This window comes from Streptomyces kryoterrae (assembly GCF_054072135.1).
Genome location: NZ_CM133358.1, coordinates 4,519,874 through 4,546,589, shown reverse-complemented (window position 1 = coordinate 4,546,589; position 26,716 = coordinate 4,519,874). Strand labels below are relative to the sequence as shown.

Below are 26,716 nucleotides of genomic sequence, written 5' to 3'. Positions count from 1 at the left end.
CTGTGGACTTTGGGGTCAGCGTCGGTGATGAGGAGTTCCGGGCGGAGGCTCGGGCTTGGCTTTGCGCGCATGTTGACGGGGCTCTTGATCGGCGTAGTTGGGAGCGGATTCTTGGGAAGGCCGGGTGGATCGGGCTTTCCTGGGGGGAGTCCGGGTTCGGGAACCGGGCCGCCAGTCTCACCCAACAGGTCGTGTGGGCCGAGGAGTACGCCCGGTCGGGGGCGCCGACGCGGTCGGGGCACATCGGGGAGAACCTGCTCGCTCCCACGCTTCTCGCGCACGGCACCGACGAGCAGCGGGCCCGGTTTCTGCCGCCGGTCGCCGCGGGCGAGGAACTCTGGTGTCAGGGCTACAGCGAGCCCGGCGCGGGGTCCGACCTGGCCGGGGTGAGCACGAAGGCCGAACGGGCCACTGACGGGACGTATCGGATCACCGGGCAGAAGATCTGGACGTCCCTCGCCCATGAGGCGGACTGGTGCTTCGTGCTCGCCCGGACGGAAGCGGGGTCGGTGCGTCATCACGGGCTCAGTTTTCTGCTCGTTCCGATGGACCAGCCGGGGCGGATCGAGGTCCGGCCGATCCGGCAGCTGACCGGGACCAGCGAATTCAACGAGGTCTTCTTCGACGGGGCACACGCACGCGTGGAGCACCTCGTCGGGGGTGAGGGCGCCGGCTGGAGCGTCGCGATGAGTCTCCTCGGGTTCGAGCGTGGCGTGTCCACGCTGGCCCAACAGATCGGGTTCGCTGGGGAGTTGGCGCGGGTGGTCCGGGCGGCCGTCGACAGCGGCGCGGTGGCCGATCCCGTCGTACGGGAGCGACTCGTGCGCCAGTGGGCCGAGTTGCGGGTGATGCGCTGGAACGCCCTGCGCACGCTGGGCGGTTCGGGGGACGCCGGCGCGCCGAGCGTGGCCAAGCTGCTGTGGGGCGGGTGGCATCAGCGGCTGGGAGAGCTGGCGATGCTCGTGCGGGGCGCGGGGGCCGGGGTCGGGCCGGTGGACTGGTCGGCCACGGCGCCGTACGAACTCGACGACGCGCAGCACCTGTTCATGTTCTCCCGGGCCGACACGATCTACGGCGGCTCCGACCAGATCCAGCGCACGATCATCGCCGAGCGCGTGCTCGGTCTGCCCAGGGAGCCCAAGGGAGTCGTCTGATGCGCGGTGTGCTGTTCGACGGGAAGCAGATCCAGGTCGTCGACGATCTGGAGGTGAGGGATCCGGGAGCCGGGGAGGTGCTGGTCGCGATCTCGGCGGCGGGGTTGTGCCACAGCGACCTGTCCGTGGTGGACGGGACCATCCCCTTCCCCGTCCCTGTCGTGCTCGGCCACGAGGGCGCGGGCGTGGTGGAGGCCGTCGGGGCCGGCGTGACGCATGTGGTGCCCGGGGACCATGTGGCGCTGTCGACGCTCGCGAACTGCGGTGCGTGCGCGGAGTGCGACCGGGGGCGTCCGACCATGTGCCGGCAGTCCATCGGGCGGCCGGGACGGCCGTTCACGCGGGGCGGGCGGCCGGTGTTCCAGTTCGCGTCCAACTCGGCGTTCGCGGAACGCACGGTGGTGAAGGCCGTGCAGGCGGTACGCATCCCGAAGGACATCCCGATGCCGTCCGCCGCGCTCATCGGGTGCGGGGTGCTGACCGGGGTGGGCGCCGTGCTCAACCGGGCCCGGGTGGACCGCGGGGACAGCGTCGTGGTGATCGGCACGGGCGGGGTCGGGCTGAACGTCCTCCAGGGCGCGCGGATCGCGGGTGCCTCACGGATCGTCGCCGTGGACGCCAACCCGGCGAAGGAGGCGATGGCGCGGCGGTTCGGCGCGACCCACTTCCTGACCTCGGCGGAGGGCGTGCGGGACGTGCTGCCGACGGGCGCGGACCATGTCTTCGAGTGCGTCGGCCGGGTCGAACTCATCCGTCAGGCGGTCGACCTGCTCGACCGGCACGGCCAGGCGGTCCTGCTCGGTGTCCCCTCGGCCACGGCGGAGGCGTCCTTCGTCGTCTCGTCGATGTTCCTGGACAAGTCGATCCTCGGCTGCCGCTACGGCTCCTCCCGCCCCCAGCGGGACATCCCGCTCTACGCCGACCTGTACCGCGAAGGGCGGCTGCTGCTGGACGAGTTGGTGACGGAGACGTATCCGGTCGAGGACTTCGAGAAGGCGGTCGGGGACGCGGAGGCGGGGCGGGTGGCGCGGGGGGTGCTGACCTTCTGAGCGCCGGTGGGGGAGGGTGAGGGGCGGGTTCGCTCGCGGGCGCCCTGCTCCAGGTGGCGGCCCCGTCCACGGCCGTCCTGGCCGGGGTGGCCCTGACGCTGGTGCTGACGGCCGTCGGGTGGTGGGGCGAGACGCGCTCCGGTGACCGTTCGGCGGCGCGGGGCGCCGACACGGCCGTAACCACCGGGCGTGCCGACTCGCTGGGTCCTGCCGGCTCGCTGGGGCCTCTCGGCTCGGTGGATCGTGCCGACTCTGTGAGGCCTCTCGGCTCAACTCGCGATCCGGTCGCCGCCCCCTGCCGCTCCGACGCTCCCGGCCCGGAAGGTGCGGCGATACGCGGTGGGGGTGACGCCGAGGGTCACCTGTAGGTGCTGGCGCATCGACTGGGCCGTGCCGAAGCCCGCGTCGCGGGCCACCTGGTCGACGGAGAGGTCGGTGGACTCCAGGAGGTGCCGGGCCCGTTCCACCCGCTGCCGGGTGAGCCACTGGCCGGGGCTGACGCCGACCTCCTCACGGAACCGGCGCGTGAACGTACGTACCGACATGGACTCCTGCTCGGCCATGTCGCGCAGCTGGAGCGGTTCGTGGAGACGGCCGAGCGCCCAGGCACGGGCGGTGGTCGTGGTCGCCAACTGGGGCTCCGGCACCGGGCGTTGGATGTACTGCGCCTGCCCGCCGTCACGGTGGGGCGGTACGACTGTACGGCGGGCCACCTCGTTGGCGACGGCGGTGCCGTGGTCGCGGCGCACCATGTGCAGGCACAGGTCGATGCCGGCCGCGACACCGGCCGAGGTCAGCACGTCGCCGTCGTCGATGTACAGGACGTCCGCGTCGACCCTGATCTTCGGGAAGAGCCGCTGGAAGTGCTCGGCGTCGGCCCAGTGCGTGGTGGCCGGACGCCCGTCGAGGTGGCCGGCGGCGGCGAGCACGTACACGCCGGTGCAGATGGAGGCGAGCCGGGTGCCGGGGCGGATGTGGGCGAGGGCCGCCGCCAGCTCGTCGGTCAGCACGCCCTCCTCGAAGACCGGGCCGAGTTCGTACGACGCCGGGACGATCACCGTGTCGGCGGTGGCCAGGGCCTCCGGGCCGCAGGCGACCTGGATGGCGAAGTCGGCGTCGGTCTCGACCGGGCCCGGCGGCCGGATCGAGCAGGTCACGACCTCGTACAGATGCCGGCGCCGGGCGTCCCTGGGGCGGCCGAAGATGCGGTGCGGGATGCCCAGCTCGAAGGGCAGCACGCCGTCCAGGGCGAGGACGACGACCCGGTGGGGGCGGAAGTCCGGGTCCGCCCGGGTGTCATTCGGGGACAGAGCCATGGCCCGATCCTAGCGAATACTGTCCTCCCGGCCACTCGCTCGGGGAGTGCGCAGCTCGGAAGCTGGACGGCGTGACGACGACCTCCAGACAGACACCCGATGCCGCCGACGCCGCCGACGCCCCCGGCCGCCTCCGGAAGCCCGGCCGGGCCCCGCGCCTCCCCATCCACCGGGCCTGGTTCGTCGCCGCCGTCGCCTTCGTGACGATCATCGGCGCCGCCGCCTTCCGCTCCCTGCCCGGACTGCTCATCGACCCGCTCCACCAGGACTTCGGCTGGTCGCGCGGCACGATCGGGGCCGCCGTCTCCATCAACCTCGCGCTGTACGGGCTGACGGCTCCCTTCGCCGCCGCGCTGATGGACCGCTTCGGCATCCGGCGGGTCGTCGCGGTCGCCCTCGCGGTCATCGCGCTGGGCTCCGGCCTGACCGTGTGGATGACGGCGGCCTGGCAACTGATGCTGTGCTGGGGCCTGTTGGTCGGCCTGGGCACCGGTTCGATGGCGCTCGCCTTCGCGGCGACGGTCACCAACCGCTGGTTCACCGAGCGCCGGGGCCTGGTGACGGGCATCCTGACCGCCGCCTCGGCCTCCGGTCAGCTGATCTTCCTGCCCCTGCTGTCGTGGATCATCGAGACGTACGACTGGCGCCCGGCGGCGGTGACGGTGTCCCTCGCGGCCCTGACGGTCATCCCCTTCGTCTGGCTGCTGCTGCGCGACCACCCGGCGGACGTGGGCCTGAAGCCGTACGGGGCACAGGAGTTCGTACCGAAGCCGCCCCCTGTCCAGGGCGCGGCACGACGCACGATCCAGGTACTGCTCTCGGCGGTCCGCACCGGCCCGTTCTGGCTCCTCGCCGGCACCTTCGCGATCTGCGGGGCCTCCACCAACGGCCTGATCCAGACCCACTTCGTGCCCGCCGCCCACGACCACGGCATGCCCATCACGGCCGCCGCCTCACTGCTCGCCGTCATCGGGGTCTTCGACGTGGTCGGCACGATCGCCTCCGGCTGGTTCACCGACCGCTACGACCCGCGCCGCCTCCTGGCGGTGTACTACGCGCTGCGCGGAGTCTCGCTCCTCTTCTTCCCGATGCTCCTGGCGCCCTCCGTCCACCCGCCGATGATCTTCTTCATCGTCTTCTACGGCCTCGACTGGGTCGCCACGGTCCCGCCCACCGTCGCCCTGTGTCGCGAGCACTACGGCGACGACAGCGCGATCGTCTTCGGCTGGGTCCTCGCCTCCCACCAGGTCGGCGCGGCCCTCGTCGCGTTCCTCGGCGGCCTGGCCCGGGACGTCTTCGGCTCGTACGACGTGGTCTGGTACGCGTCGGGCGCGCTGTGCGCGGCGGCGGCGTTGATGGCGCTGGTGATACGGCGGCGCGGGTCGGCTCGGGTGGTGGGAGCACTGGCCTGAGGGGTTCGGGGGTGGTTCGGCAGGCGTCCGCCGCGGAGTGAAAGGGAGTAGCACGCTGAGACACGTGGGGCCACACTCGGTACGGTGAAGACGATCACTCAGCGCGAGTTCCGCGACAACTCCGCCGCCGTCCTGGACGCGGTCGAGGCCGGTGAGACGTACCACATCACTCGCAACGGCACAGAGGTCGCCGAACTGCGCCCACTGACGCGTCGGCGCAGGCCTGGCGCCGAGCAGTTGGTGGCCCGGCATCGCATGCTTCCGCGTGTGGACTACGCGCAGATGCGTGCGGAGGCGGACGAGCTGTTCGAGGGCGAGGAGCGAGTCGAGGACGACCCGTGGGAGCGTAGGCGTGACTGACCGTCTCCCCGAGGGTGTCCTTGACACCGGCACCTACATCGACCTGGGGGTTCTCAGTCTGGAGGCCCTTCCCATCGCGCCAGAAATCACCGCCGTGACACTCGCTGAGCTACAGCAGGGCGTGGCCATGGCGAAGGATCCCGCCGCGAGAGCAGCCCGGATGGAGAAGCTGGGAGCCGCGGTCGCGGACTTCGATCCCCTGCCGTTCGACGGGGACGCCGCTGCCAGGTACGGCACCCTGGTCGCGCTGACCATCGCGGCCGACAGGGACCCACGTCCGCGTCGCATGGACCTGATGATCGCCGCGATCGCATCGGTGAGAGGCCTGCCGCTGTACACCCGGAACGCGGACGACTTCAAGGGACTGGAGGGGGCGGTGGTCGTGGTCGCCGTCTGATGGGGGTCCCGCCCGTTTCGCGAACACGGCAGCTCAGCGGCAGCGGCTCGTCAGGGGCCTCGGTCCCTACGGGCGAAGGGCTCGGGCCGGGCCTGTGCCGAGTAGGAGGTGGCTTACCCGTGCAGGGCTTGCCCCGCTCAGGCCAGCAGGACGTCCGCGCCCGCCGTCACGGGGACGACCTTCTTGGCCGACGGCGCCTCGGCCTTCACCGGCGTTCCGAAGTCCGACAGTGTCATCGTCGTCGTGGCCTTCATGCCGCCGAAGTAGGACAGCCGGGCCTGGACGGCGCGCCCCTTCCCGTCGACCCACACATCCGCGTAGACGGGCACGTCGGCACCCAGCTTCTCGCGCAGGGCGTCCAGCCCCTGTCTCGTCTCCGTCGTCATCCGGAGTGTCGCGGTGGCGTGGTCGATCGTGCCCCGGTAGTGCACCGCGGGGGCGTTGTTCACCTGCTCCGTACCCTCGTTCGACACCTGCCGCATCGCCTTCATCTGGCGGAGCAGGTGCTCGGGGTCGTTCAGTGGTGCCCGCAGGAAATAGCGGGTCAGGGCCTCGCTCCGGTCGGCCGAGGCCCACTCGCTCTCGTCCAACGCCCGCGAGCCCCGCACATAGACGGTGTCGTCGACGAAGACCTCCTCGACGGGATCCATGCCACTGTCCTCAAGCTCCACCGTGAGCCGGCCCCTGTCACCCGCCAGGTCGAAGGCGCCGGAGATCGCGAACACGTACGTGGTGGGGCTGTCGGCGGACCTCAGCTCGATCTTCTCGTCCACGCGGGCGCTGTCCGCGTTTGTCCTCTCGATCGCGGCGCGTACGGCCGCCCCGTGATCCACGGCCTTCTTCGCACTCTCCTCCGAGTCACTGTCCGGACCGCCGGAACAGGCGGTGCAGAGCAGGAGGGCAGTGGCGGAGAGAAGGTGGGCACGGCGCATGGGCTCTCCGGTGAATCGTTACTGCGGCAGGGTGAAGCCCGACAGGGCCCGTAGATCTTCGCACGGAAGCGGCGACGGGGCCCGAGGGGTTCGTCCCCAGGCGCGGTGTGGGCTGAGGCGATCCCGGGGAGCAGGGAGTCCGCCCCGTCAACGCCCGGCAGCAGCCGCAGCCGATTCAATGACGCCATGCCAGGTCCGGCGATAGCCCTCGCGGAGAGGCCCGCCGACCAGGTCGAGGATCGCCGATGCCGCGCCGGTCAGGAGCGCCGGGTCTCCCGACCCGCACAAGGACAGGTGCCCTTCCAGCAGGGCGGCCCCAAACTCCGCGTCTGCCTCCAGAAGACGTCGCGGCAACCACTTCCCGCCGCCGATCCAGGCGTGGCGGTGGTCGCAGAGCAGGTCGGCCGCTGTGTTGAGCACGAACCCGCCCACTGCCAGACGCTCGATGCGGTCGCCCGCGTCAGCGAGATCGTCCAGCGCGTCCGTCAGCCCGTACCTCTTCGTCTCGACCGTCTCCGGTGCCAGCGCCGGCGGCCCCTTTCGGAGGTCCGCTTCAGCCAGGGCCTGTGCCCGCCGGGCCTCACCGTCGGTATCGACGAGCACGAGACCGGCGGCATACATGCTCTGCATGACCGCACGACGTGAGGCAAGGTCCGCTGCGAAGAGCTCGACGAGACCGGCACGGGTGTGGACGAAGAGCTCCACGACCCGTCCCTCGAACCGAATCGTCTCCCGGTGGGTCTCGCCACCGTCCCCGATGAGGACCGCCATGTCCAAGTCGCTGTGCGCGGTGGCCCGTCCGGCAGCCGTCGACCCGGCAAGGATCACGGTGAGCGCGTCGGGGAAGCGTTCGTGGGCGAGACGTCGCGCTTGGTCGACGGGATCCGTGTGCATGGCGGAATGCTTCCAGGAGCCCTGACCAACAGCGACCGGGTTTCCACGCGGACCGGATCGGCACCCGACCGTGTCGTCCCGGTGCCGAAACCGTGCCGCCCCCGCATGCGCCCCGCGCCGCCGAGGACACGTCGTTGTAGAGGCCGACGATCGTCAGGGACTGTCCTGGTCGCCCCGGGGCTGAGTGAACAGTCCCCGATGGAACAGCAGCGGCGCGCCTTCGTTCTCGCCCGTCCCCAGCCCCTCCACCCGCCCTACGACGATCAAGTGGTCGCCTCCCGTGTGCACCGCGTGGATCGTGCAGTCGATCCAGGCAGCGGCACCCGTGAGGCGCGGGGAGCCGGAGACCGGGGCCGCGTCGTAGCCGACCCCCGCGAACTTGTCCGCGCCGCTCCTCGCGAAGCCGCGGCACAACTCGCCCTGCCCGGCGCCCAGTACGTTGACGCAGAAGACACCGGCGCGCGCGATGAGCGGCCACGTCCTCGACGTACGGCCGACCATGAAGACGACGAGGGGCGGGTCGAGGGAGAGGGCGGCGAAGGACTGGCAGGCGAAGCCGGCGGGGGCGTTCTCGCCTGCGGCGGCCGGTGCGGTGACGACGGTGACGCCGGTCGCGAAGTTCCCCAGTACGCGCCGGAACTCGGCCGGGGCGACCGGCGCCCGCTCGTCCTCGCCGACCGCCCGTAAGTCCGGCCGGGGCAGCGCCTCGACGGGGTCCGCGACGGTGGGCGCCACTGTCGGCGCCCCGGCAGACCTGAGATACCGGACGGCAGCTGCCGCCATTCCCGCTTGTCCCAACATACGTCCATTGGAACTGACGGATCGTCAGAAGTGAAGCCCCGCAGAGCAGTCAGCTCCCGCTGTAACGCGGACTCCGCCGCTCCACGAAGCTCGCGACCCCTTCCCGCGCGTCCGCCGTCGTCATGTTGATCTCCTGGGCGGCGGCCTCGGCGGCGAAGGCGGTCGCGCGGTCGGAGTCGAGGGAGGCGTTGACCAACTGCTTGGTGAGGGCCAGGGCGCGGGTCGGACCGGCGGCCAGGCGCTCCGCCCAGTCGCGGGCCGTCTTGTGCAGGTCCTCGGCCGGAACGACCCGGTTCACCAGGCCCAGGCGCTCGGCGTCCGGGGCGGTCAGCGCGTCGCCGAAGAACATCAGTTCCTTCGCGCGCTGCGGGCCGACCATGCGCGGGAGCAGATAGGCGCCGCCCCCGTCCGGGACCAGACCCCGGCGCACGAACACCTCGATGAACCGGGCCTGTTCGGCGGCCAGGACCAGGTCGCAGGCGAGGGCCAGGTGGGCGCCGAGGCCGGCCGCCGTGCCGTTCACCGCCGCGATGACCGGCTTCTCGCAGTCGAGGACGGCGGAGATCAGGCGCTGGGCGCCGAGCCGGATGACGCGGGCCACGTCACCGGCGATCCGCTCCCCGGCGGCCTGCCCACCCCGCAGGTCCGCGCCCGTGCAGAAGCCGCGGCCCGTGCCGGTGAGGACGACGGCTCGTACGGCGGGGTCGGCGGAGGCGTCCGAAAAAAGTTGGATGAGGCGTTCTCGCTGGTCAGGCGTGATGGCGTTGAGGGATTCGGGGCGGTTGAGGGTGATCCACGAGACCTGATTGTCAGTGGCGTGCAGTACCAATGAATCAGCCGACAAGGCGGATTTTTCCGGCTCTGTCGGAATTTCCGGCGTGCTGGATTCTTCGGGGGAGGAGGTCGTCATGTGGGTGCTGCTCCGTTTCCTGTGGTGGTGGCTAGAGCGGCGGCTGGTTCACGTCCGTGCCGTGCCGGCCGTCCGGACCAGGTCCGCACACCGCCAGCGCGTCCAGCGCCACCGCGCCCTGCCCCCTGGGCAGCACCATCAGCGGATTGATGTCGAGCTCCGCCAGCTCGTCCCCGAGTTCCAGCGCCATGCGCTGCACCCGCATGACGACCTCGACGAGCGCGTCCAGGTCGGCCGGGGGGCGCCCCCTGACCCCGTCGAGCAGGGCACGCCCGCGCAGCTCGGTCAGCATGTCCCGCGCCTGGACCTCGCCGAAGGGCGGCACGCGTACGGCGGTGTCCTGGAGCACCTCCACGAGCACCCCGCCGAGCCCCACCGTCACCGTCGGGCCGAACAGGTCGTCGTGCGTGACGCCGACGACCATCTCGACGCCCCGCTCGACCATCTGGCACACGAGTACGCCGTCCAGGTCCACGCCCTCGTAGCGGGCGATGTCGGTCAGCTCGCGGTAGGCGTCGCGGACCTGGCTGGCCGAGGTCAGCCCGATCTTCACCAGCCCGAGTTCCGTCTTGTGCGCGATCTGGCCGCCCGACGCCTTCATCACCACCGGGTAGCCCACCAGCCCCGCCGCCCGGACGGCCGCCGCCGCGCTGGTCACCAACTGCTCGCGCGGCACCCGGATTCCGTACGCGCGCAGCAGCAGCTTGGCGGCGTGCTCGCTCAGCGCCTCGCCCGGCCGCATCAGCGCCCGCGCCTTGCGGAAACTGGGCGACGGGGTGCGCGGTGCCTCGTCGAAGGGGGAGCGGTAGGAGGCGGTGAACCGGGCGTGGTCGAGGTGGGCGCGCACGGCGGTCACGCAGTTCGCGAAGGTGCGGAAGGTCGCCACGCGGGAGGAGCCGAGGAGCGTCTCGCGGTACGCCGGCTCCGTGCCGACCGGCGAGCCCCAGATCACGCACACCAGCTTGTCCGTCTGCTCGGCCGCGTCCACGAGATCCTGCGCGAGCTTGTCGCTCATCGGGGGGAAGGGCCCGGTGATGGGACAGACCAGGACGCCTACCGCCGGGTCGGCGAGGATCGCGTCGATGATCTTCCGGCCACGCCAGTCGCCGACCGGATGCCCGCCGCTGTCAATGGGGTTGGCCACGTTCAGGTAGCCGGGTATCCACTCGTGCAGCTCGGCCTGCTTGGCGCCGGACAGCTGCGGCAGGTTCAGCCCGGCCTCGGTCGCCAGGTCCGCGAAGTGCGCCCCCGTGCCGCCCGAGATCGAATAGACGGCGACCCCGTCGGCGAGCGGGCGGCGGGCGCGGGCCAACAGGGCTGAGGTGTCCTGGAGTTGGTCGAGTCCGTCGACGCGGATCACTCCGTACTGCCGCATCGCCGCGTCCACCACCGTGTCGGCGCCGGTCAGTTTGCCGGTGTGGGAGGCGGCCGTGCGGGCGCCGGTCTCCGTGCGGCCCACCTTGACCGCGACGACAGGCACTCCGCGCCGGGCGGCCCGGTCGGCGGCGAGGAGAAAGGAGCGGCCGTCCTTCAGGCCCTCGACGTAGCAGGCGATGGCGCCCACCTCGGGCCGTTCGGAGAAGTACGAGATGAAGTCGGCGGTCTCCAGATCGGCCTCGTTGCCGGTGGGGGCCCAGTGGGAGAGGCGGATGCCGAGTTCCTGGAGGGCGAAGACGGGGCGGCCCTGGTGGCCGGACTGGGTGATCAGGGCGATCGCCGGGCCGTCGAGGTCCTCGCGGAAGTTCTCGAAGGCGTTGAGGTTGGTGTTCGGGCCGAGCAGACGGATGCCGGAGCGGCGGACGGCTGCGGACAGGCGGGCCTGTGCCTCCGCGCCCGCCTCACCGGTCTCCGCGAACCCGGAGGCGAAGGCGACGGCGAACTTCACCTTGGCCTCGGCGAGTTGCTCGACCACGGGAAGGGGGTCGGCGACGAGGAGCACGGCGAGATCGATCTGCTCGGGCAGGTCGGCGACGGAGGGGAAGCAGGGTATCCCGAAGACGGCCTCGCGGGTCGGGTGCACCGGGTGCAGCCGGGCACCGACCCGCTCGGCCCACGCCAGCAACTGCCGGGTGATACCGGTGTTCGGCCGCCCCTCGGCGTCCGAGGCACCGACCACCGCCAGGGACTCGGGCCGGAAGAAGCGGTCGAGATCGGGCACGCCGGCGTACAGCGGCCGGCCGCTGACGTCGAGGTCGTCGACATCGGCGGGCCTGCCGTGCACGACCGGCGAGGGCTGCTCGCCGCAGGCGATGACCCGGGCCCGGCGGGAGTCGGTGGTGAGGGTGCCGTGGGTTGATCCAAGCATCGGTCCACCCGATCCTGTGTGACAGCCAATTAACTGACGCAGTGTCAGGTTACTGAACTGACACTCCGTCAGGAACCGGCGTGCGAGGAACTTTTGCCACGTTCGCCCACGGCTCGGCCGAGCCGGTGGCCGATCCGTGGGCGGCGGGGGTGCGGACCGTACGAGGTCTGTCTACTTCGCGGCGACGGACTGCTGCCGGGCGACCGCCTTCGCGATGCGCACCGCGTCGATCGCGAGTTCGCGGAGCATGCCGCTAATGGGGTTGGCGTAGCCGTGAAAGAAGAGCCCTGGCGCGTTTTTCGGGGAACGGGCCCCGTGGACGAGCGGCTTGCCGCGTGCGTCGAGTACGTCGAGGTGGCCGACGAGGCCTTCCAGGCCCCGGAGGTAGCCGGTGGCGGCGATGACGGCGTCCGGTTCGAGGCGCTCGCCGTCGGCGAGGACGACCTTGCCGTCCTCGAACCCCTCGACGGCGGCCACGATCTCGACCCGCCCCTTGCGCACGGCGTCGATGAGGCCGACGTCCTGGACGGGGATCGAGCCGGCGGTCACCCGGGAGTACAGCCCGGTGTCGGGGCGGGGCAGTCCGTGGGCGGACAGGTCGGGCACGCTCACCTTGGCCATCGGCCCGGCGAGCCGGTCGACGAGGCGCACCGGCAGCCGTCGTACGGCGATGCCCGTGAACTGGGCCGCCCAGCCGGCCGTGGACCGGCGCACGATGTGCGGAGCGGTGCGCACCGACAGCCGTACCCGCGAGGCCCCGCCCTCCACCAGGTCGACGGCGATCTCGGCACCGGTGTTGCCGATCCCGACGACGAGGACGTCACGGCCGGCGTAGGGCTCGGGGTTGCGGTACTGGCCGGCGTGCAGCAGTTCACCGCGGTAGGTGTCGCGCCCGGGCCACTCGGGGATCCGGGGGGTGTGGTTGGTCCCGGTGGCGACGACGACCGCGCTGCCGGTCAGCTCGCGCCCACCGGTGGCGTGCAGCAGCCAGCCGGTGCCGTCGGTGGTCCGCTCGACCCGGGACACCTCGACGCCGGTGACGACCTCCAGCTCGTGGTACTCGGCGTACTTCTCGAGGTATCGGACCACGTCGTCCCGCGCCACCCACCGCCCGAAGGAGCGCGGCATCGCCAGCCCCGGCAGCGAGGACAGGCGCCGGGTGGTGTGCAGACGCAGCCGGTCGTAGTGCCGCCGCCAGGACGACCCGACCTGGTCGCCCCGCTCCAGCACGACGGCCCGTACGCCCTGGGCCCGCAGCGCGTACGCGACGGCGAGACCACCGGGTCCGCCGCCGATGACGTACACGGGGGCCGGAGAAGTCGTGGTCAAAGGCGCTGTCGAGGAGTCGGTCATGCGCCTGAGCGTATGCGCGTCGTTACTTGATAGGTATCGGTCAAGCTCGGAATTGGTTGCGGATTGATCACGGCTGTGGGGGAGACGGGCGGGGCCGGTGGCGCGGGAGGCCTGGTTGTGGGGGCCTGGTGAGGCCATACTGAACTGACGTACCGTCAGATACGGAAAGTCGTCAGGGGGCCGTGGGCATGAGCATGGGCACGGACAGGGGCGCGGGCAGGAGTACGGACAGCGGTACGGACAGCGGCCGGTTCGACATCCCCGAGATCGACGCCTTCACGCGGCCCTACTGGGACGCGGCGGCCGAGGGGCGGCTGCTCCTGCGGCGCTGTGGGGGGTGTGGGCGCGCTCATCACTATCCCCGTGAGTTCTGCCCGTACTGCTGGAGCGAGGACGTGGTGTGGGAGACCGCGAGCGGACTGGCCACGCTCTACACCTGGTCCGTCGTGCACCGCAACGACCTGCCGCCCTTCGGGGAGCGCACGCCGTACGTGGCCGCTGTCGTCGACCTCGACGAGGGGCCGCGGATGATGACGGAGGTCGTGGACGGAACGGAAGGCGAACTGCGGGTCGGGATGGGGCTGGAGGTGGCATTTCGGGAGGGTGTGCCCGTATTCCGTCCGCGGAGTGGGAGTCGTACAGCCGTACGGGCTTCAATGGACTGATGGCCCACATTCACGAGCGGTCCCACGCCCACGACGTCCCCGAGTTTCCCGAGCTGCTCGGTCACGGACTCCGGTTACGGCAGTGGCGCGCGGAGTCCGAAACCGACGTCGACGCATGGCTGCGCGGGCTGACCGACCCGGACTTCCAGCGCTGGAACACCCCGATGAAGCCGGTCACCGACCTCGCCAGCGCCCGCGACTCCCTCGGCACCCGCTCCGGGACCGCGGTGGACGGCACCCGGGTGTCCTTCTGCGTCACGGACGTCGTCACCGGCGCGATACTCGGCCACCTGGGCGTCAACGACATCGACCCCTTCATGCGTGACGCCCACATCGGCTACTGGGTCCTCCCCGAGGCCCGCGGCAGACGCGTCGCCACCCGCGCCCTCGCCCTCGGCACGCGCTGGGCCTTCGACGTCCTCGGCCTGAACCGCCTGCAACTCGGCCACGCCATCGGCCACGACGCCTCCTGCCGCGTCGCCGAACGCTGCGGCTTCCGGTACGAGGGGACCCTGCGAGGCGCGATGTTCGAGGAGCACCGCCAGGACGTCTTCCGGGACGTGCACCTGCACGGACGGATCGCCCAGGACCCGGAGCCTGAGCCGGAGCCGGTCCCTGATCCGGCCCCTTGGCCGGACCCGGATCAGGAAGCTGCCACGCCTACGGCCACAGCAACTCCCTGAGCCAACCCGTTTCTGTACGGCGGTACTTGAGCCGTACGTGGCGGCGCTGGGCGTCGCCCTGGAAGAACTCGGCCTCGTCCGGGCGCAGGCGGTACAGGGTCCAGGTCGGTGCGGGGGTGCTCGGTTCGCGCTGCGCCTGTTCCCAGGCCTCCTGCGAGACGCGCGCCAACTCGGCCACCGAGCCCAGTACCTCACTCTGGCGGCCGGTCAGCGCGGCGGCCAGTGCTCCCGTCGAGCGGGCGTGCAGGTCGGCCTGTGCCTCGGGGGAGGGGGCGGACTCCACGGGGCCCCGCAGCCGGATCTGGCGGCCCAGTGCCGGCCAGTAGAAGTGGAGCGCCGCGTAGGGGCGCGCCGCCAGTTGCCGGCCCTTGCTGCTCCCGGAGTGCGAGGCGAAGGACCAGCCGTCGGGGTCCGCGCCGTGCAGCATCACGGTGCGTACGTCGGGCAGGCCGTCGGTGTCCGACGTGGCCAGGGACATGGTGTGCGGCTCGGGCTGTCCGGCGGCCACCGCCTCCGCGAACCAGGTGGTGAAGAGGGGGAGCGGATCGGCGGGGGCCGTATCCGGGTCGAAGGCCGGGAGGCTGGTGACCTCGGGGGACCACACCCGCAGGGTCCTGAGCAGGGCGTGGAGATCGGGTTCCGGTCGCGCGGAAGAAGAAGCAGCAGAAGCAGAAGGTGGCATGGGGACGAGTATCGGTGGAGGCGTACAGACGAAAAACGTCCAGGCCGACCCGTACCGTACGGGCCGACCTGGACGTCATGACTCAACCGGTCTCTGGGATCAGACGAGGTCGAAGCGGTCCGCGTTCGAGACCTTGACCCACGCCTTGACGAAGTCCTTGACGAACTTCTCCTTGGCGTCGTCGCTCGCGTAGACCTCCGCGACCGCGCGCAGCTCGGAGTTGGAGCCGAAGACCAGGTCGGCACGGGTGCCGGTCCACTTGACCTGGCCCGAGGCGTCGCGGCCCTCGAAGGTGTTCTGGTCCTCGGACGTCGCCGTCCACTCCGTACCCAGTTCGAGCAGGTTGACGAAGAAGTCGTTCGTCAGCTTGCCGGGGGTGTCGGTGAAGACGCCGTGCGAGGAGCCCTGGTAGTTGGCGCCGAGGACGCGCAGGCCGCCGACGAGGACGGTCAGCTCGGGGGCGCTCAGGTTGAGCAGGTTTGCCTTGTCGAGCAGCAGGTACTCGGCCGGCAGACGGTTGCCCTTGCCGAGGTAGTTGCGGAACCCGTCGGCGGTCGGCTCCAGGGCGGCGAAGGACTCGACGTCCGTCTGCTCCTGCGTCGCGTCCACGCGGCCCGGCGTGAAAGGAACCTCGATGTCGAAGCCGGCGTCCTTGGCCGCCTTCTCGATGCCCGCGGCACCCGCGAGGACGATCACGTCGGCGATCGAGACCTGCTTGCCGCCGGACTGCGCGGCGTTGAAGGACTCCTGTACGCCTTCCAGGGTGCGCAGCACCGTGGCGAGCTCGTCCGGGCTGTTGACCTCCCAGGCGGCCTGCGGCTGGAGGCGGATGCGGGCACCGTTGGCGCCGCCGCGCTTGTCGCTGCCGCGGAAGGAGGAGGTGGCCGCCCAGGTGGTGGAGACCAGCTGGGACACCGTGAGGCCGGTGGCGAGGATCTGCGCCTTGAGGGCGGAGACGTCCGCCGCGTCGACGAGCTCGTGAGTGACCGCGGGCAGCGGGTCCTGCCACAGCAGCGTCTCGGACGGGACCTCGGGGCCGAGGTAGCGGACGACCGGGCCCAGGTCACGGTGGGTCAGCTTGTACCAGGCGCGGGCGAAGGCGTCCGCGAACTGGTCCGGGTTCTCGTAGAAGCGACGGGAGATCTCCGCGTACGCCGGGTCGAACCGGAGTGCGAGGTCGGTCGTCAGCATCATCGGGGGCTTGGACTTCGACGCGTCGTGGGCGTCCGGGATGGTGCCCGCACCGGCGCCGTCCTTGGCGACCCACTGCTTGGCGCCGGCCGGGCTGGTGGTCAGCTCGTAGTCGTACTCGAAGAGGTTCTTGAAGAACCCGTGGCTCCACTGGGCCGGCGTGCTCGTCCAGGTGACCTCGAGGCCACTGGTGATCGCGTCGCCGCCCTTGCCGGTGCCGTACGTGCTCTTCCAGCCGAAGCCCTGCTGCTCGATCGGGGCGGCCTCGGGGTCGTCGCCCACGGCGTCGGCCGGGCCAGCGCCGTGGGTCTTGCCGAAGGTGTGGCCACCGGCGATGAGGGCGACGGTCTCCTCGTCGTTCATCGCCATGCGGCGGAACGTCTCACGGATGTCGCGGGCCGAGGCGAGCGGGTCCGGGTTGCCGTTGGGGCCTTCGGGGTTGACGTAGATGAGGCCCATCTGGACGGCGCCGAGGGGCTCCTCCAGCTCACGGTCGCCGGTGTAGCGCTCGTCGTCGAGCCAGACCTTCTCGGGACCCCAGTACACGTCCTCGTCGGGCTCCCACACGTCCGCGCGTCCGCCGCCGAAGCCGAAGGTCTCGAAGCCCATCGACTCCAGGGCCACGTTGCCCGCGAGGATCATGAGGTCGGCCCAGGAGAGGTTCTGGCCGTACTTCTTCTTGACCGGCCACAGCAGACGGCGGGCCTTGTCGAGGTTGCCGTTGTCCGGCCAGCTGTTCAGGGGGGCGAAGCGCTGCTGACCGGCGCCGCCGCCACCGCGGCCGTCGCTGATGCGGTAGGTGCCCGCGCTGTGCCAGGCCATCCGGATCATGAACGGGCCGTAGTGCCCGAAGTCGGCCGGCCACCAGTCCTTGGAGTCGGTCAGCACCGCGGTGATGTCCTGCTTGACGGCAGGAAGGTCGAGGGTCTGGAACGCGGCGGCGTAGTCGAACTCCTCGCCCAGCGGGTTCGAGACCGCGGGGTTCTTCGCGAGGATCTTCAGGTTCAGACGCTCGGGCCACCACTGGCGGTTACCGCCGCCCTGGGTCGGGTGCGGGGCGCGCGTGTGCGCGACCGGGCAGCCACCCGTGCCCTCGGTTTTCGCGTCGGTGACGATCGCATCATGGTTCTCAGACATGGGAATCCTTCCGGACGGGGCAGATCTCGGTGCTGCTCACTGCTCACGAACTGCGTTCTCAGAAACTGGGGGGTGGGGGGACGGTCGGCACGTGGAGGAGGTCACACACGCCGTCGCGTCTCTTCTGTCTCCTGCCGCGCTGGTGCCGCACTGGAGTCTCTTCCTGTCCCTTGGCTCCCTTGGCCATCGCCGTGAGCCATCCTACAATGGACAATGTCCAAGTCAAGAAGTGTGACAAATCCATATCCTATCGGAACCCGGACGTCCACTGGTAAAATCCGTGTATTCCACCGAACCTGAATAGGTGAACGATATGAGCGACCTGCTGGAGCGACTGCGTGGGCGCGGCTGGCGGATGACTTCCCAGCGGCGTGTCGTTGCGGAGGTCCTCGACGGCGAACACGTCCATTACACGGCCGACGAAGTGCACGCCCGCGCGGCCCAGCGGCTGCCGGAGATCTCCCGGGCGACCGTCTACAACACCCTGGGCGAGCTGGTCTCCCTCGGGGAGGTCATAGAGGTCGCGACGGACGGCCGGGCCAAGCGCTACGACCCGAACGCGCACCACCCCCACCACCACCTGATCTGCTCGAACTGCGGCATGATCCGGGACGTGCACCCCGCCGGCGACCCCCTGGCGGACCTCCCCGCGGAGGAGCGCTTCGGCTTCACGGTGTCCCAGGTGGAGGTCACCTATCGGGGGCTGTGCGGGTCCTGCGTGTAGCGGTACGGCGGTACGGGTGTTGCGGGTGTTGCGAGCGGTACGGCGTCAGTGCCCCGCTCGCAGCCCGTCGCACAGCACCGTCAGGGCCAGTCGGGGATCCGCCCCCGCGTTCGCCCGGTGGCGCAGGGACAGCAGGATGCCCGACAGGATCGCCATCAGGTCCGCGATGCCGATGTCGGCGCGGATCGTGCCGGCGGACTGGGCGCGGGTCAGCAGGTGGCCGATCACGCGGTGGAGGTCGGCGGAGGTGGCGTCGACCGTCGCCCGGACCTCGGGGCCCGCGTGGGCGATCGCGTCGATCAGGTCCGCCTTCGTCACCGCGTCCGTCACCAGCCGGTCGAGCACCGTGAACAGTGCCGCGCCCGGGTCGTCCGCGTCGCGCAGGGCGCGGGCCTCGGTGAGGAGCGGGTCGAGGCGCTCGTGGACCACCGCCTCGAACAGGCCCTCCTTCGTGGGGAAGTGCCGGTACAGCGTGCCCGGCCCCACGCCCGCCCGGCGCGCGATCTCGTCCAGCGACACCGAGAGCCCCTCGGTGGCGAACGCCTCCCGCGCCACAGCCAGCAGCCGGTCCCGGTTGCGGCGGGCGTCGGCGCGCAGGGGCCGGTTCTCTGTGGCCATCTCCGGGTCTCCATCGTCGTGAAACAGGTCGTGAAACAGGTAAACGGGGCGCTGTCTCCGGTACGGTGTGGACAACCGGGGCGCACTCTCCGATTCTAGCCGCGCGCCCTGCCCCCTAAGGAGAACCCCGTGGCCACCCCTGACGCCCCCGCCACCCGCACCGCGTTCCTCTCCCTCGACTACGCCACCTACATCGTCGACAACTTCAGCCACGACCCCTCCGTCGCCGAGCGCGCCGCACACGCTCTCGCCGCCGCCCGTACGGCCGGGCTGCCCGTCTTCCATGTCGTCCCGCAGGGCATGAGCGAGCAGATACACCCCCTGCTGGCCCCCGCCGAGGGCGAGACCGTGCTGACGAAGACCAGCTTCAGCGCCTTCGCCACCACCGACCTCCGTGAGCTGCTGGAGGCCGCCGGTGTCGGCCGGCTCGTCGTCGCGGGCGTCGCCACCTCCGGGACCGTGCTGTCCACCACCCGGTGGGCGGTCGACACCGGATTCAAGGTCACCGTCTGCGCCGACGCCTGCGACGACCCCGACCCCGAGGTCAACGCCGTACTGCTCGACGAGTCGGTCGCCCCGAAGAGCTGGATCGGGCTGTGGCGCATCGCCGACGTCCTGCCGGCGGACGAGATCCCCGAGCTGCGTGTGTGACGTGAACCGCTGGGCCCACCGCCTCACCCCCGGCCCAGCACCACCGTCCCGGACGAGCAGAACCAGCCCCCGGTGCCGGAGGCCACCCCGAGCTCCGGGAGCCCTCCCGCGGCCGTACGGACCTGCCGCGCGCCCCCGTCCCCGCGCAGCTGCCGCACCGCCTCCACGAGCAGGAACAAGCCCCGCATTCCCGGGTGTTGGGCCGACAGTCCGCCCCCGTCCGTGTTGACCGGCAGCTCGCCGCCCGCCACCCGCAGGCGGCCCTTCCCGGCGTCCACGAACTCCCCGCCCTCGCCCTTCCCGCAGAAGCCGAGGTCCTCCAGCGTCACCAGCGTCATATAGGTGAACGCGTCGTAGATCTCCGCGAAGTCCATGTCCTGGGGCCGAACTCCCGCCCGCTCGAAGGCGATCCGTCCGCTCACCGCCGCCGGGGACACCGTGAAGTCGGCCCACTCCGACATGCTCACGTGCGAGACGTGCTCACCGGTCCCGAGGATCCACACCGGCCGCGTACGGCAGTCCCGTACGTACTCCTCGGCCACCAGCAGCACCGCCGCGCCCCCGTCCGAGCGCAGACAGCAGTGGAGTTTGGTGAAGGGGTCCGCGATCATCGGGCCGTCGAGCACCTCGTCGACGGTGATCGGCGTCCGGAACATCGCCTCCGGGTTCAGTGCCGCGTTCGCCCGCGCCTGGACGGCCACCGACGCCAACTGCTCGATCGTCGTGCCGTATTGATGCATGTGGCGGCGGGCCGCCATCGCGTACTTGGCGATCAGTGTGTGGCCGTACGGGACCTCGAACTGCAGGGGTCCGCGCGCGCCGAAGGAGAGGTTCCCCGTCCGCCGGCCCGCCTTGACGTCCGCGCGGGCCGTGGAGCCGTAGACGAGGAGTACGGCGTTGGCGTGGCCGGCGGCTATCGCGTCCGCCGCGTGCGCGGCCATCACCTCCCAGGTCGAGCCGCCGACCGAGGTGGAGTCGACCCAGGTGGGGCGCAGGCCCAGGTATTCGGCGACCTCGGCGGGGGCCAGTGTGCCGAGACCCGCGGACGCGAAACCGTCCACCACCTCCCGGCCGAGCCCCGAGTCCGCCAGCGCCCGCCGGGCGGCCTGTGCGTGCAGTGCGTACGGGGTCACGTCGTCCACCCGGCCGCAGTCCGACAGGGCGACCCCGACGATCGCGACCCTCCGGCTCACCGTCCGCTCCTTCGCGGTCCGCCCGTTCGTCGTCGACTCAGCATGAATCTGACGGTATATCAGTTCGGGCTCTGTGCGGCAGGGTGCGTCCGCCCTAATATGACGAACCGTCAGATCCCGCTGAACGGGCGCCGCGGACGCCCAGGAGGGGCAGGTCATGGACGCCCGTTTCACCCCAGAGCAGGACCACATCCGCCGTACCCTCCGCGAACTGCTCCACAAGCGGTGCTCGCCCGGCGACGTCAGGGCCGCCGTCGACACCCCGGCCGGGTACGACCCCGCCCTGTGGACCGCCCTCGCCCGCGACCTCGGTCTGCCAGGGCTCGCCCTCCCCGAGGAGCATGGCGGCGTGGGCGGCACCACAACCGAACTCGCCCTCGCGGCGGAGGAGTTGGGGCGGTCCCTGGCACCCTCCCCGTTGCTCGCGACCGCCGTACTGGCCGCCCCCCTCGTCACCGCCCTCGGCAGCGACGCCCAGCGCGCCGACCTCCTCCCGCGCATCGCCTCCGGTGCCCTGACCGCCGCCCTCGCCGTCCCCGGTGCCTGTCTGGCCACCGTGCTCTCCCTCACCGGCGAGCCCCGCCGCGACTGGGCCGGGGGCGGGCGGGCCGGCGGTGTGCAGGCGGCTCAACGGGAAGGTGACTGGCGGCTGTACGGGCAGGTCGGGCAGGTCCTCGACGGTCACAGCGCCGATCTCCTCCTTGTGGCGGCCCACGTCGGCGGATACGCCCGCTCACGCACCCTTCTCTTCCTCGTCCCCGGCGACGCCCCCGGCCTCGTCCGCACCCGGCAGACCTCCCTCGACGCCACCCGGCCGCAGGCCCGCCTCGAACTGCGGGACGTGCCGGCCGAGTTGCTGGGCGACGAGGAGGCCGACGTCGGTGCCCGTCTCGCCCGCGCCGGGGACGTCGCCGCCACCGTGCTGGCCGCCGAGGCCGTCGGAGCCGCCGACCGGATCCTGGAGCTGACCGTCGAACACGCCCGGCGGCGCGAGCAGTTCGGGCGGGCCATCGGCTCCTTCCAGGCCGTGAAGCACCGGCTCGCCGATGTGTACGTCCAGGTCCAGGCGGCGCGTTCGGCCGCCTACTACGCGGCCTGGGAAACCGCGTCGACCGAACCAGGTGCCCCAACTGCCCACGAAGGGGAGCGGGTCGGCGGGCTCGCCCTCGCCCAGGCCCTCGACTCCCTCCGTACGGCCGCCGCCGAGGGCATCCAGCTGCACGGCGGTATCGGCTTCACCTGGGAGCACGAGGCCCAGCTGTACTTCAAGCGCGCCGCCGGTGACGAGCTGCTGTTCGGGCCGGTGCACCGGCTCCGGGCCCACGCGGCCGACGCCGCGCGGCTCTTCGACACGGGAGAGGTGGCCGTCTGATGCCGGTAACAGCGGCGAGGGTAGTGAAAGCGGTCCAGAAAGTGTCCTCGGCGCCGGCCTTCGCGCGGATCGCCCCGCACGTCGTCCCGGCGCTCGACCGTGCCGTCCACCGGCTGACCAGGGGCAGGGTGCTGCTCAGCGCCCAGCTGCTGCCCGGGGTCGTTCTCACCGTGCGCGGGGCGAAGAGCGGGCAGCCACGGCATACGCCGCTCGCCTGTATGCCGGAGGAGCCGGGGGAGGGGGCGGCAAAGGAGAGCGGCGGCAGCTGGCTGCTCATCGGGTCCAACTTCGGGCGTACCGGTCATCCCGCCTGGACCGCCAACCTCCTCGCCCATCCGGACGCCGAGGTCAGCTGGAAAGGGGAGGACATCCCGGTCACGGCCCGGCTGCTGGCCGGTGAGGAACGGGCCGCCGCCTGGAAGGCGCTGCTCGCGTTCTGGCCGCCGTACGCGACGTACCAGGCGCGGGTCGAGCGGGAGATACGGATCTTCCGGATCGTCCGGCGCTGACGGCGCTGACGGCGCTGAACCCGTGCGGCCGAGGCCGCTGACGCGCGACAGGCGGTGGTCCACCGGAGTGGACCACCGCCTGCGTGACAGGACTTGGGCCTGAAAGGGCCGCGGAACCTGGATAAGTGGGCTGGGGCTATTTCGTCGGCTTCTTGCCGGTCACGCCCAGATGGACCAACTGGGCCAGGTTCGGCTTCAGTTCGGCCTGTTTCACACCCCAGGTCTGGAAGCCCCTCTGGTGCGAGGCCACCGCCGCGAGCATCGCGACGAGAGAGCCGGCCATGGCGGCGGGGCTGACGTCCTTGTCGACCCTGCCCTTGGCCTGGAGCTCGGTGACCGTGTCCGTAAGGGAGTTGGTCACGGAGTTGAGGATCTTCATGCGGATCTTGTAGAACCGCTTGTCGCCCTCGGCGGCGCCCAGATCGACGACCCTGAGGATCGCGTCGTTGCGCCGCCAGAACTCCAGGAACCCGTCGACGAGTTCCTGGGCGGTCTGCCAGCCGGCCTTGCCGACCCACGACCGCCCCGCGAGCAGCTGGGTCAACCCGGCGCCCTCGGTGGCCATTTGCTCGGCGATCTCCAGGACGGCGCCTTCGACGTCCGGGAAGTACTGGTAGAAGGTGGCGGGCGAAGTCCCCGCCTTCCGGGCGACATCGATGACTTTGACGTCCCGGTAAGGGGAGGAGCTGAGCATCTCGCTGAGGCAGTCGAGCAGCTTCTGCCGGGTCGCCTGCCCACGCCGACCGGCCACACGGCCGTCGACGGTACGCACTTGTCCTGTCATGCCGTCAGCTTACCGAGGGGTGATCGGAGCGCGATTCGGCCGACTGCAAATGGGGTGCGTGCGAGGTGAGAGGGCGTCGGGAGGGCGGCGAGAGGCGGCTGCGCCCGGTCTCGCGCCCGGATCCCGCGCCTGCTCTGCGGGATGCGTGAAGGACCGTTAACTTGACGGTATGGCCGAAAACAGGGCATCCGCCCGTACAGAGGGCGTCCCCTGCTGGGTGGACGCCCAGCTGCCCGACGTGGAGGCGGGCAAGCGCTTCTACGGTGAGCTCTTCGGTTGGACCTTCCGGGAGAAGGGCGGCCGGACGCACGCCCTGTGCGACGGCGAACCCGTCGCCTCCCTCGCCCACAAGGCCGACGGCCGGATGCCCACCGTCTGGACGGTGTACTTCGCCACCCCCTATGTCCACGCCCTCGTCGCCCGGATCCACGCGGCCGGCGGACAGGTGATCACCGCGCCCGTCCCGGTGGGCGAACTGGGCACGACGGCACTGGCCGCCGACCCCGAGGGGGCGGTGTTCGGCCTCTGGCAGGCCGGTACGCACCCGGGATTCGGCCGCCGTCACGAGCCCGGCAGCTTCGCCTGGGCGGAGCTGTACGCCCGGGACACCGCCGTCGCCAACGCCTTCTACGGCAACCTCTTCCACGAGGCCCTCTTCGGACCCGAAGCGGCTCCCGACTTCGGCCGGGCCGCCGTCTCGGAGGTGTTCCCGGCCGAGATGCCCCCGCATTTCCTGGTCCACTTCGCCGTCGAGGACATGGAAGCGACGCTCGGGACGGTGAACCGGCTCGGCGGTCGCGTCCAGGTACCGCCCTTCGACACTTCGTACGGGAATGTGGCCGTCGTCACGGACAATCAGGGAGCGTCGTTCGCACTCCTCCGAAAATGAGCCGCCGACGGCCGTCATCAGGCGTCATGAGCTGCCCTGGAACGGGTGCGAGCCGGAGCGGGAGCGTCCACGGGAGGGGGTTTTGTGATGGTTAAGGTGGAGACATCCCGTTTCGTATCCGAGTTCGCAACCTGTGGCCCGGCCAGGAAGAATCGGGGTGCGTGCCGCCAACGCGGTGGCGGTGGTGAGACGCTGCACGAGGTCGCGTACATATGTAGGTGACGCGGCTCGTACGGGGAGGTGGCAGGCAAGTGGTGGATCCGCTGACACAGCACGATCCGCGGCGCATCGGGCCGTTCGAGGTGCTGGGGCGGCTGGGTGCCGGCGGCATGGGGCTGGTCTATCTCGCGCGCTCGGCCTCCGGGCGGCGCGTGGCGATCAAGACGGTCCGGACCGAGCTCGCCGAGGACCAGCTGTTCCGGGTCCGCTTCACCCGTGAGGTGGAGGCGGCGAGGGCCGTCTCCGGCTTCTACACGGCCGCCGTCGTCGACGCCGATCCGCGTGCCGCCGTACCGTGGCTGGCCACCGCCTACGTACCCGCGCCCTCCCTCGAAGAGATAGTGAACGAGTGCGGGCCGATGCCGGCCCAGGCGGTGCGCTGGCTCGCGGCGGGTGTCGCGGAGGCGCTGCAGTCCATCCACGGCGCGGGGCTCGTCCACCGTGACCTGAAACCTTCCAACGTGCTGGTGGTCGAGGACGGTCCCCGGGTCATCGACTTCGGTATCGCCTCGGGCGTCTCGAACACGCGTTTGACGATGACGAACGTCGCCGTCGGTACACCCGCCTACATGTCCCCCGAGCAGGCGAAGGACTCGCGGAGCGTGACCGGCGCCAGCGACGTGTTCTCGCTCGGCTCGATGCTGGTCTTCGCGGCCACCGGCCATGCCCCCTTCCACGGCGCGAACCCCGTGGAGACGGTCTTCATGCTGCTGCGCGAGGGCCCGGACCTCGAAGGCCTGCCGGACGAACTCCGCCCGCTCATCGAGTCCTTGATGCAGATGGAGGCGACCGGCCGCCCCAACCCCGCCGACCTCCAGGCACAGCTGGCCCCCCACCTCTACGGCTCCGGCTCCGACGACAGCGGTACGGCGTCCGCCTGGCTGCCCGAGCACGCGGTGTCCCTCATCGAGGCGCGGCGCGGCGGTCGCCCGGCGCCGAAGCCGCAGCCGTCCGGTGGCAGAAGCGGCGGCAGGCTCGCGATCCCGCCCCCGCCGTCCCACGACCCGGTGCCGGCCTTCGGACGCGGCCCGGGACCGGGCCTCGTACCCGCCCCCATGCCGTCCGCCCTGCCGGCCGGAGCACCCGACACCGGCCCCGTACGGCTGGCCGGCGCGCCCGTGCCGATCGGCCCCGGTCCGCGTGTCGCCGACGCCCGTGCCGCCGCCGTAAAGGCACCGCCTCCGGAGGCCGGTCTCGTCGCCTCCTGGTCGCGTCCGCGCCCCGGTGTCAACGGCGCCGACCCCAACCCCGTGCCCGTCGCGCCGCAGCCGCCCCCGGAGTCCCCGGCGGGCTGGCGCCCCTGGCGTTTCCGGATGTCGAACGACGTCTGGGGCAAACCGGCCGTCGCCGGAGACCTGGTCTACGTCACCTCCTTCGAGGTGCACGCCCTGGACGTGATGACGGGCCGCCGCCGCTTCAAGACGAGGGACGTCGCCTGGTCGATGGCGGTCGCGGACGGCCGTATCCACGCCTCCGACGGCCCGACGCTCTTCGCTCTCGACGCCCGCGAGGGCATGGACCTGTGGCGGCTGTCCACGGACGCCTGGGTGTACTCCCTGAAGGCCGACCGGGGCACGGTCGTCACCGGCACGCGCGGCGGCGGCGTCCAGGGCTGGGACGCGGCGACCGGCCAGAAGCTGTGGGAGATCGCCGGCGCCCAGACGGACTTCGAGTCCCCGGAGGCCGGCCCGCACGTCCACGAGGGCACGGTGTTCGTGTGGCAGGACGCGCGGCTGCGCGCCCTGGAGGCCCGTACGGGTGACGAGCGCTGGTCCTACCCCATCGGCGACGCCGCCTCCTGCGGCGGAGTCCCGGTACGGCTGACCCCGGGCCCCGACGGGCAGGTGTACGTCTGCGCGGGAACCCGTGTCCTGGCGATCGACGTCGCGGGCGGCCACGTCCGCTGGCACTTCGAGGCTCCGGCGGTCTTCCTCTCGCCGCCCACCTTCGCGCCCGGCCCGGCGGTCACCGGCGGCGGCGTCTACCTCGCCGACTACCTCGGCACGGTCTACGCCCTCGACGCGGCCGACGGGCGGGACAGGTGGCGGATCGCGACGGAGTCCCGCGCGTCGATCGAACCGGTGCTGGTGGCGGCCGGCCATGTGCACGTCGGCAGCGGCAAGGGTCTCTACACCCTGGACGCGGTCACCGGCACCCCCAAGTGGCGCTTCCAGGCGGGCGGCGACATCGTCGGCGCCCCGGCGGTCGCCGAGGGCCGCATCCACTTCGGCTCGACGGACCATCTCCTCTACACCCTGAAGGCCGACGACGGCCGCCTCAGATGGAAGCTGGCGACCGGCGGCGAGATCACCGGCGCCCCCGTGGTCAAGGACGGCGTGGTGTACGCGTGCAGCAAGGACCGGTGCGTGTACGCGCTGGACGCGGAGAAGGGCACGGGGACCGCACGGACGGGGTGAATATCCAGCCCGTCCGGGGGTCCCCCCGCTGGGGGAGTTTGAGGACGAGCGCGTTCAGCGCGATACGGGGGTCTGGGGGCGCAGCCCCCAGTGGGGGTC

25 protein-coding genes are annotated in these 26,716 nt (G+C 71.4%); 13 read left to right on the top strand and 12 right to left on the bottom strand.

The window, feature by feature from the left end; all coding sequences use genetic code 11:
- Nucleotides 1-2: 2 nt before the first annotated feature.
- Both ACW4TU_RS19455 and ACW4TU_RS19450 read left to right on the top strand, forming a co-directional pair.
- Nucleotides 3-1,154 (top strand): acyl-CoA dehydrogenase family protein, encoded by a 1,152-nt coding sequence (locus ACW4TU_RS19455; RefSeq protein ID WP_457429206.1) that lies wholly within the window; start codon nucleotides 3-5, stop codon nucleotides 1,152-1,154.
- Nucleotides 1,154-2,203 carry a Zn-dependent alcohol dehydrogenase gene (locus ACW4TU_RS19450; protein WP_457429204.1) on the top strand — a complete coding sequence of 350 codons (1,050 nt, stop codon included), beginning with the start codon at nucleotides 1,154-1,156 and terminating at the stop codon, nucleotides 2,201-2,203. The genes ACW4TU_RS19455 and ACW4TU_RS19450 overlap by 1 nt, the downstream gene beginning before the upstream one ends.
- Before the next feature lie 269 nt (nucleotides 2,204-2,472).
- Here ACW4TU_RS19450 and ACW4TU_RS19445 read toward each other — a convergent pair whose 3' ends face one another.
- Entirely contained in the window at nucleotides 2,473-3,519 is a 1,047-nt protein-coding gene (locus ACW4TU_RS19445) for a GlxA family transcriptional regulator (protein WP_457429203.1), read from the bottom strand.
- 71 nt (nucleotides 3,520-3,590) lie between these two features.
- Between ACW4TU_RS19445 and ACW4TU_RS19440 the strand changes: the two genes are divergently transcribed.
- From ACW4TU_RS19440 to ACW4TU_RS19430, 3 genes are all read left to right on the top strand, one after another.
- A complete protein-coding gene (locus ACW4TU_RS19440; RefSeq protein ID WP_457429201.1) occupies nucleotides 3,591-4,931 on the top strand; it encodes an MFS transporter in 1,341 nt (446 codons plus the stop codon).
- A gap of 84 nt (nucleotides 4,932-5,015) precedes the next feature.
- Nucleotides 5,016-5,291 carry a type II toxin-antitoxin system Phd/YefM family antitoxin gene (locus ACW4TU_RS19435; protein ID WP_457429200.1) on the top strand — a complete coding sequence of 92 codons (276 nt, stop codon included), beginning with the start codon at nucleotides 5,016-5,018 and terminating at the stop codon, nucleotides 5,289-5,291.
- Complete coding sequence (locus ACW4TU_RS19430; RefSeq protein WP_457429198.1) at nucleotides 5,284-5,688, top strand: type II toxin-antitoxin system VapC family toxin; 405 nt, start codon at nucleotides 5,284-5,286, stop codon at nucleotides 5,686-5,688. The genes ACW4TU_RS19435 and ACW4TU_RS19430 overlap by 8 nt, the downstream gene beginning before the upstream one ends.
- A 137-nt stretch (nucleotides 5,689-5,825) precedes the next feature.
- On the opposite strand, the gene ACW4TU_RS19425 is transcribed toward ACW4TU_RS19430, so the two are convergent.
- From ACW4TU_RS19425 to ACW4TU_RS19400, 6 genes are all read right to left on the bottom strand, one after another.
- Nucleotides 5,826-6,620 carry an SCO4651 family lipoprotein gene (locus ACW4TU_RS19425; RefSeq protein WP_457429197.1) on the bottom strand — a complete coding sequence of 265 codons (795 nt, stop codon included), beginning with the start codon at nucleotides 6,618-6,620 and terminating at the stop codon, nucleotides 5,826-5,828.
- A gap of 147 nt (nucleotides 6,621-6,767) precedes the next feature.
- Nucleotides 6,768-7,514: a nucleotidyltransferase domain-containing protein gene (locus tag ACW4TU_RS19420; RefSeq protein WP_457429195.1), complete on the bottom strand. Its 747-nt coding sequence runs from the start codon at nucleotides 7,512-7,514 to the stop codon at nucleotides 6,768-6,770.
- A 153-nt stretch (nucleotides 7,515-7,667) separates the two neighbouring features.
- Nucleotides 7,668-8,297, bottom strand: coding sequence for a flavin reductase family protein (locus ACW4TU_RS19415; protein ID WP_457429193.1), 630 nt, complete (start codon nucleotides 8,295-8,297; stop codon nucleotides 7,668-7,670).
- A 67-nt stretch (nucleotides 8,298-8,364) separates the two neighbouring features.
- A complete protein-coding gene (locus ACW4TU_RS19410) occupies nucleotides 8,365-9,225 on the bottom strand; it encodes an enoyl-CoA hydratase/isomerase family protein (protein ID WP_457429192.1) in 861 nt (286 codons plus the stop codon).
- Between the two features lie 31 nt (nucleotides 9,226-9,256).
- Entirely contained in the window at nucleotides 9,257-11,530 is a 2,274-nt protein-coding gene (locus ACW4TU_RS19405) for an acetate--CoA ligase family protein (RefSeq protein WP_457429190.1), read from the bottom strand.
- A 171-nt stretch (nucleotides 11,531-11,701) separates the two neighbouring features.
- A complete protein-coding gene (locus ACW4TU_RS19400) occupies nucleotides 11,702-12,883 on the bottom strand; it encodes a flavin-containing monooxygenase (RefSeq protein ID WP_457429188.1) in 1,182 nt (393 codons plus the stop codon).
- A gap of 188 nt (nucleotides 12,884-13,071) precedes the next feature.
- On the opposite strand from ACW4TU_RS19400, the gene ACW4TU_RS19395 reads away from it, so the two are divergent.
- Nucleotides 13,072-13,548, top strand: coding sequence for a Zn-ribbon domain-containing OB-fold protein (locus ACW4TU_RS19395; RefSeq protein WP_457429186.1), 477 nt, complete (start codon nucleotides 13,072-13,074; stop codon nucleotides 13,546-13,548).
- On the top strand, nucleotides 13,548-14,231 hold the full coding sequence (locus ACW4TU_RS19390; protein ID WP_457429184.1) for a GNAT family N-acetyltransferase: 684 nt from the start codon (nucleotides 13,548-13,550) through the stop codon (nucleotides 14,229-14,231). Before ACW4TU_RS19395 ends, ACW4TU_RS19390 begins: the two co-directional genes overlap by 1 nt.
- On the opposite strand, the gene ACW4TU_RS19385 is transcribed toward ACW4TU_RS19390, so the two are convergent.
- Both ACW4TU_RS19385 and katG read right to left on the bottom strand, forming a co-directional pair.
- Entirely contained in the window at nucleotides 14,209-14,913 is a 705-nt protein-coding gene (locus tag ACW4TU_RS19385; RefSeq protein WP_457429182.1) for a pyridoxine/pyridoxamine 5'-phosphate oxidase, read from the bottom strand. The two genes, ACW4TU_RS19390 and ACW4TU_RS19385, sit on opposite strands and share 23 nt — an antisense overlap.
- Nucleotides 14,914-15,012: 99 nt before the next feature.
- Nucleotides 15,013-17,241, bottom strand: coding sequence for a catalase/peroxidase HPI (katG, locus tag ACW4TU_RS19380; RefSeq protein WP_457429181.1), 2,229 nt, complete (start codon nucleotides 17,239-17,241; stop codon nucleotides 15,013-15,015).
- 313 nt (nucleotides 17,242-17,554) lie between these two features.
- Here katG and ACW4TU_RS19375 point away from each other — a divergent pair, with 313 nt between their 5' ends.
- Nucleotides 17,555-17,965: a Fur family transcriptional regulator gene (locus tag ACW4TU_RS19375; RefSeq protein ID WP_457429180.1), complete on the top strand. Its 411-nt coding sequence runs from the start codon at nucleotides 17,555-17,557 to the stop codon at nucleotides 17,963-17,965.
- A gap of 45 nt (nucleotides 17,966-18,010) precedes the next feature.
- Here the strand turns inward: ACW4TU_RS19375 and ACW4TU_RS19370 are convergent, their stop codons facing one another.
- Nucleotides 18,011-18,583 carry a TetR/AcrR family transcriptional regulator gene (locus ACW4TU_RS19370; RefSeq protein WP_457429179.1) on the bottom strand — a complete coding sequence of 191 codons (573 nt, stop codon included), beginning with the start codon at nucleotides 18,581-18,583 and terminating at the stop codon, nucleotides 18,011-18,013.
- 129 nt (nucleotides 18,584-18,712) lie between these two features.
- Between ACW4TU_RS19370 and ACW4TU_RS19365 the strand changes: the two genes are divergently transcribed.
- Complete coding sequence (locus ACW4TU_RS19365; RefSeq protein WP_457429177.1) at nucleotides 18,713-19,234, top strand: cysteine hydrolase family protein; 522 nt, start codon at nucleotides 18,713-18,715, stop codon at nucleotides 19,232-19,234.
- 23 nt (nucleotides 19,235-19,257) lie between these two features.
- Here the strand turns inward: ACW4TU_RS19365 and ACW4TU_RS19360 are convergent, their stop codons facing one another.
- Nucleotides 19,258-20,427, bottom strand: coding sequence for a thiolase C-terminal domain-containing protein (locus ACW4TU_RS19360; RefSeq protein WP_457429175.1), 1,170 nt, complete (start codon nucleotides 20,425-20,427; stop codon nucleotides 19,258-19,260).
- A 157-nt stretch (nucleotides 20,428-20,584) separates the two neighbouring features.
- On the opposite strand from ACW4TU_RS19360, the gene ACW4TU_RS19355 reads away from it, so the two are divergent.
- Nucleotides 20,585-21,799, top strand: a complete 1,215-nt coding sequence (locus ACW4TU_RS19355; RefSeq protein WP_457429173.1) for an acyl-CoA dehydrogenase family protein — start codon at nucleotides 20,585-20,587, stop codon at nucleotides 21,797-21,799.
- Nucleotides 21,799-22,308 (top strand): nitroreductase family deazaflavin-dependent oxidoreductase, encoded by a 510-nt coding sequence (locus tag ACW4TU_RS19350; protein ID WP_457429171.1) that lies wholly within the window; start codon nucleotides 21,799-21,801, stop codon nucleotides 22,306-22,308. The genes ACW4TU_RS19355 and ACW4TU_RS19350 overlap by 1 nt, the downstream gene beginning before the upstream one ends.
- Before the next feature lie 136 nt (nucleotides 22,309-22,444).
- On the opposite strand, the gene ACW4TU_RS19345 is transcribed toward ACW4TU_RS19350, so the two are convergent.
- On the bottom strand, nucleotides 22,445-23,092 hold the full coding sequence (locus ACW4TU_RS19345) for a TetR family transcriptional regulator (protein ID WP_189145350.1): 648 nt from the start codon (nucleotides 23,090-23,092) through the stop codon (nucleotides 22,445-22,447).
- A 169-nt stretch (nucleotides 23,093-23,261) separates the two neighbouring features.
- On the opposite strand from ACW4TU_RS19345, the gene kbpA reads away from it, so the two are divergent.
- Nucleotides 23,262-23,981, top strand: coding sequence for an AfsK-binding protein KbpA (gene kbpA / locus ACW4TU_RS19340; protein WP_457429169.1), 720 nt, complete (start codon nucleotides 23,262-23,264; stop codon nucleotides 23,979-23,981).
- Between the two features lie 251 nt (nucleotides 23,982-24,232).
- A complete protein-coding gene (gene afsK / locus ACW4TU_RS19335) occupies nucleotides 24,233-26,617 on the top strand; it encodes a protein serine/threonine kinase AfsK (protein WP_457429167.1) in 2,385 nt (794 codons plus the stop codon).
- The last annotated feature ends 99 nt before the right edge of the window (nucleotides 26,618-26,716 follow it).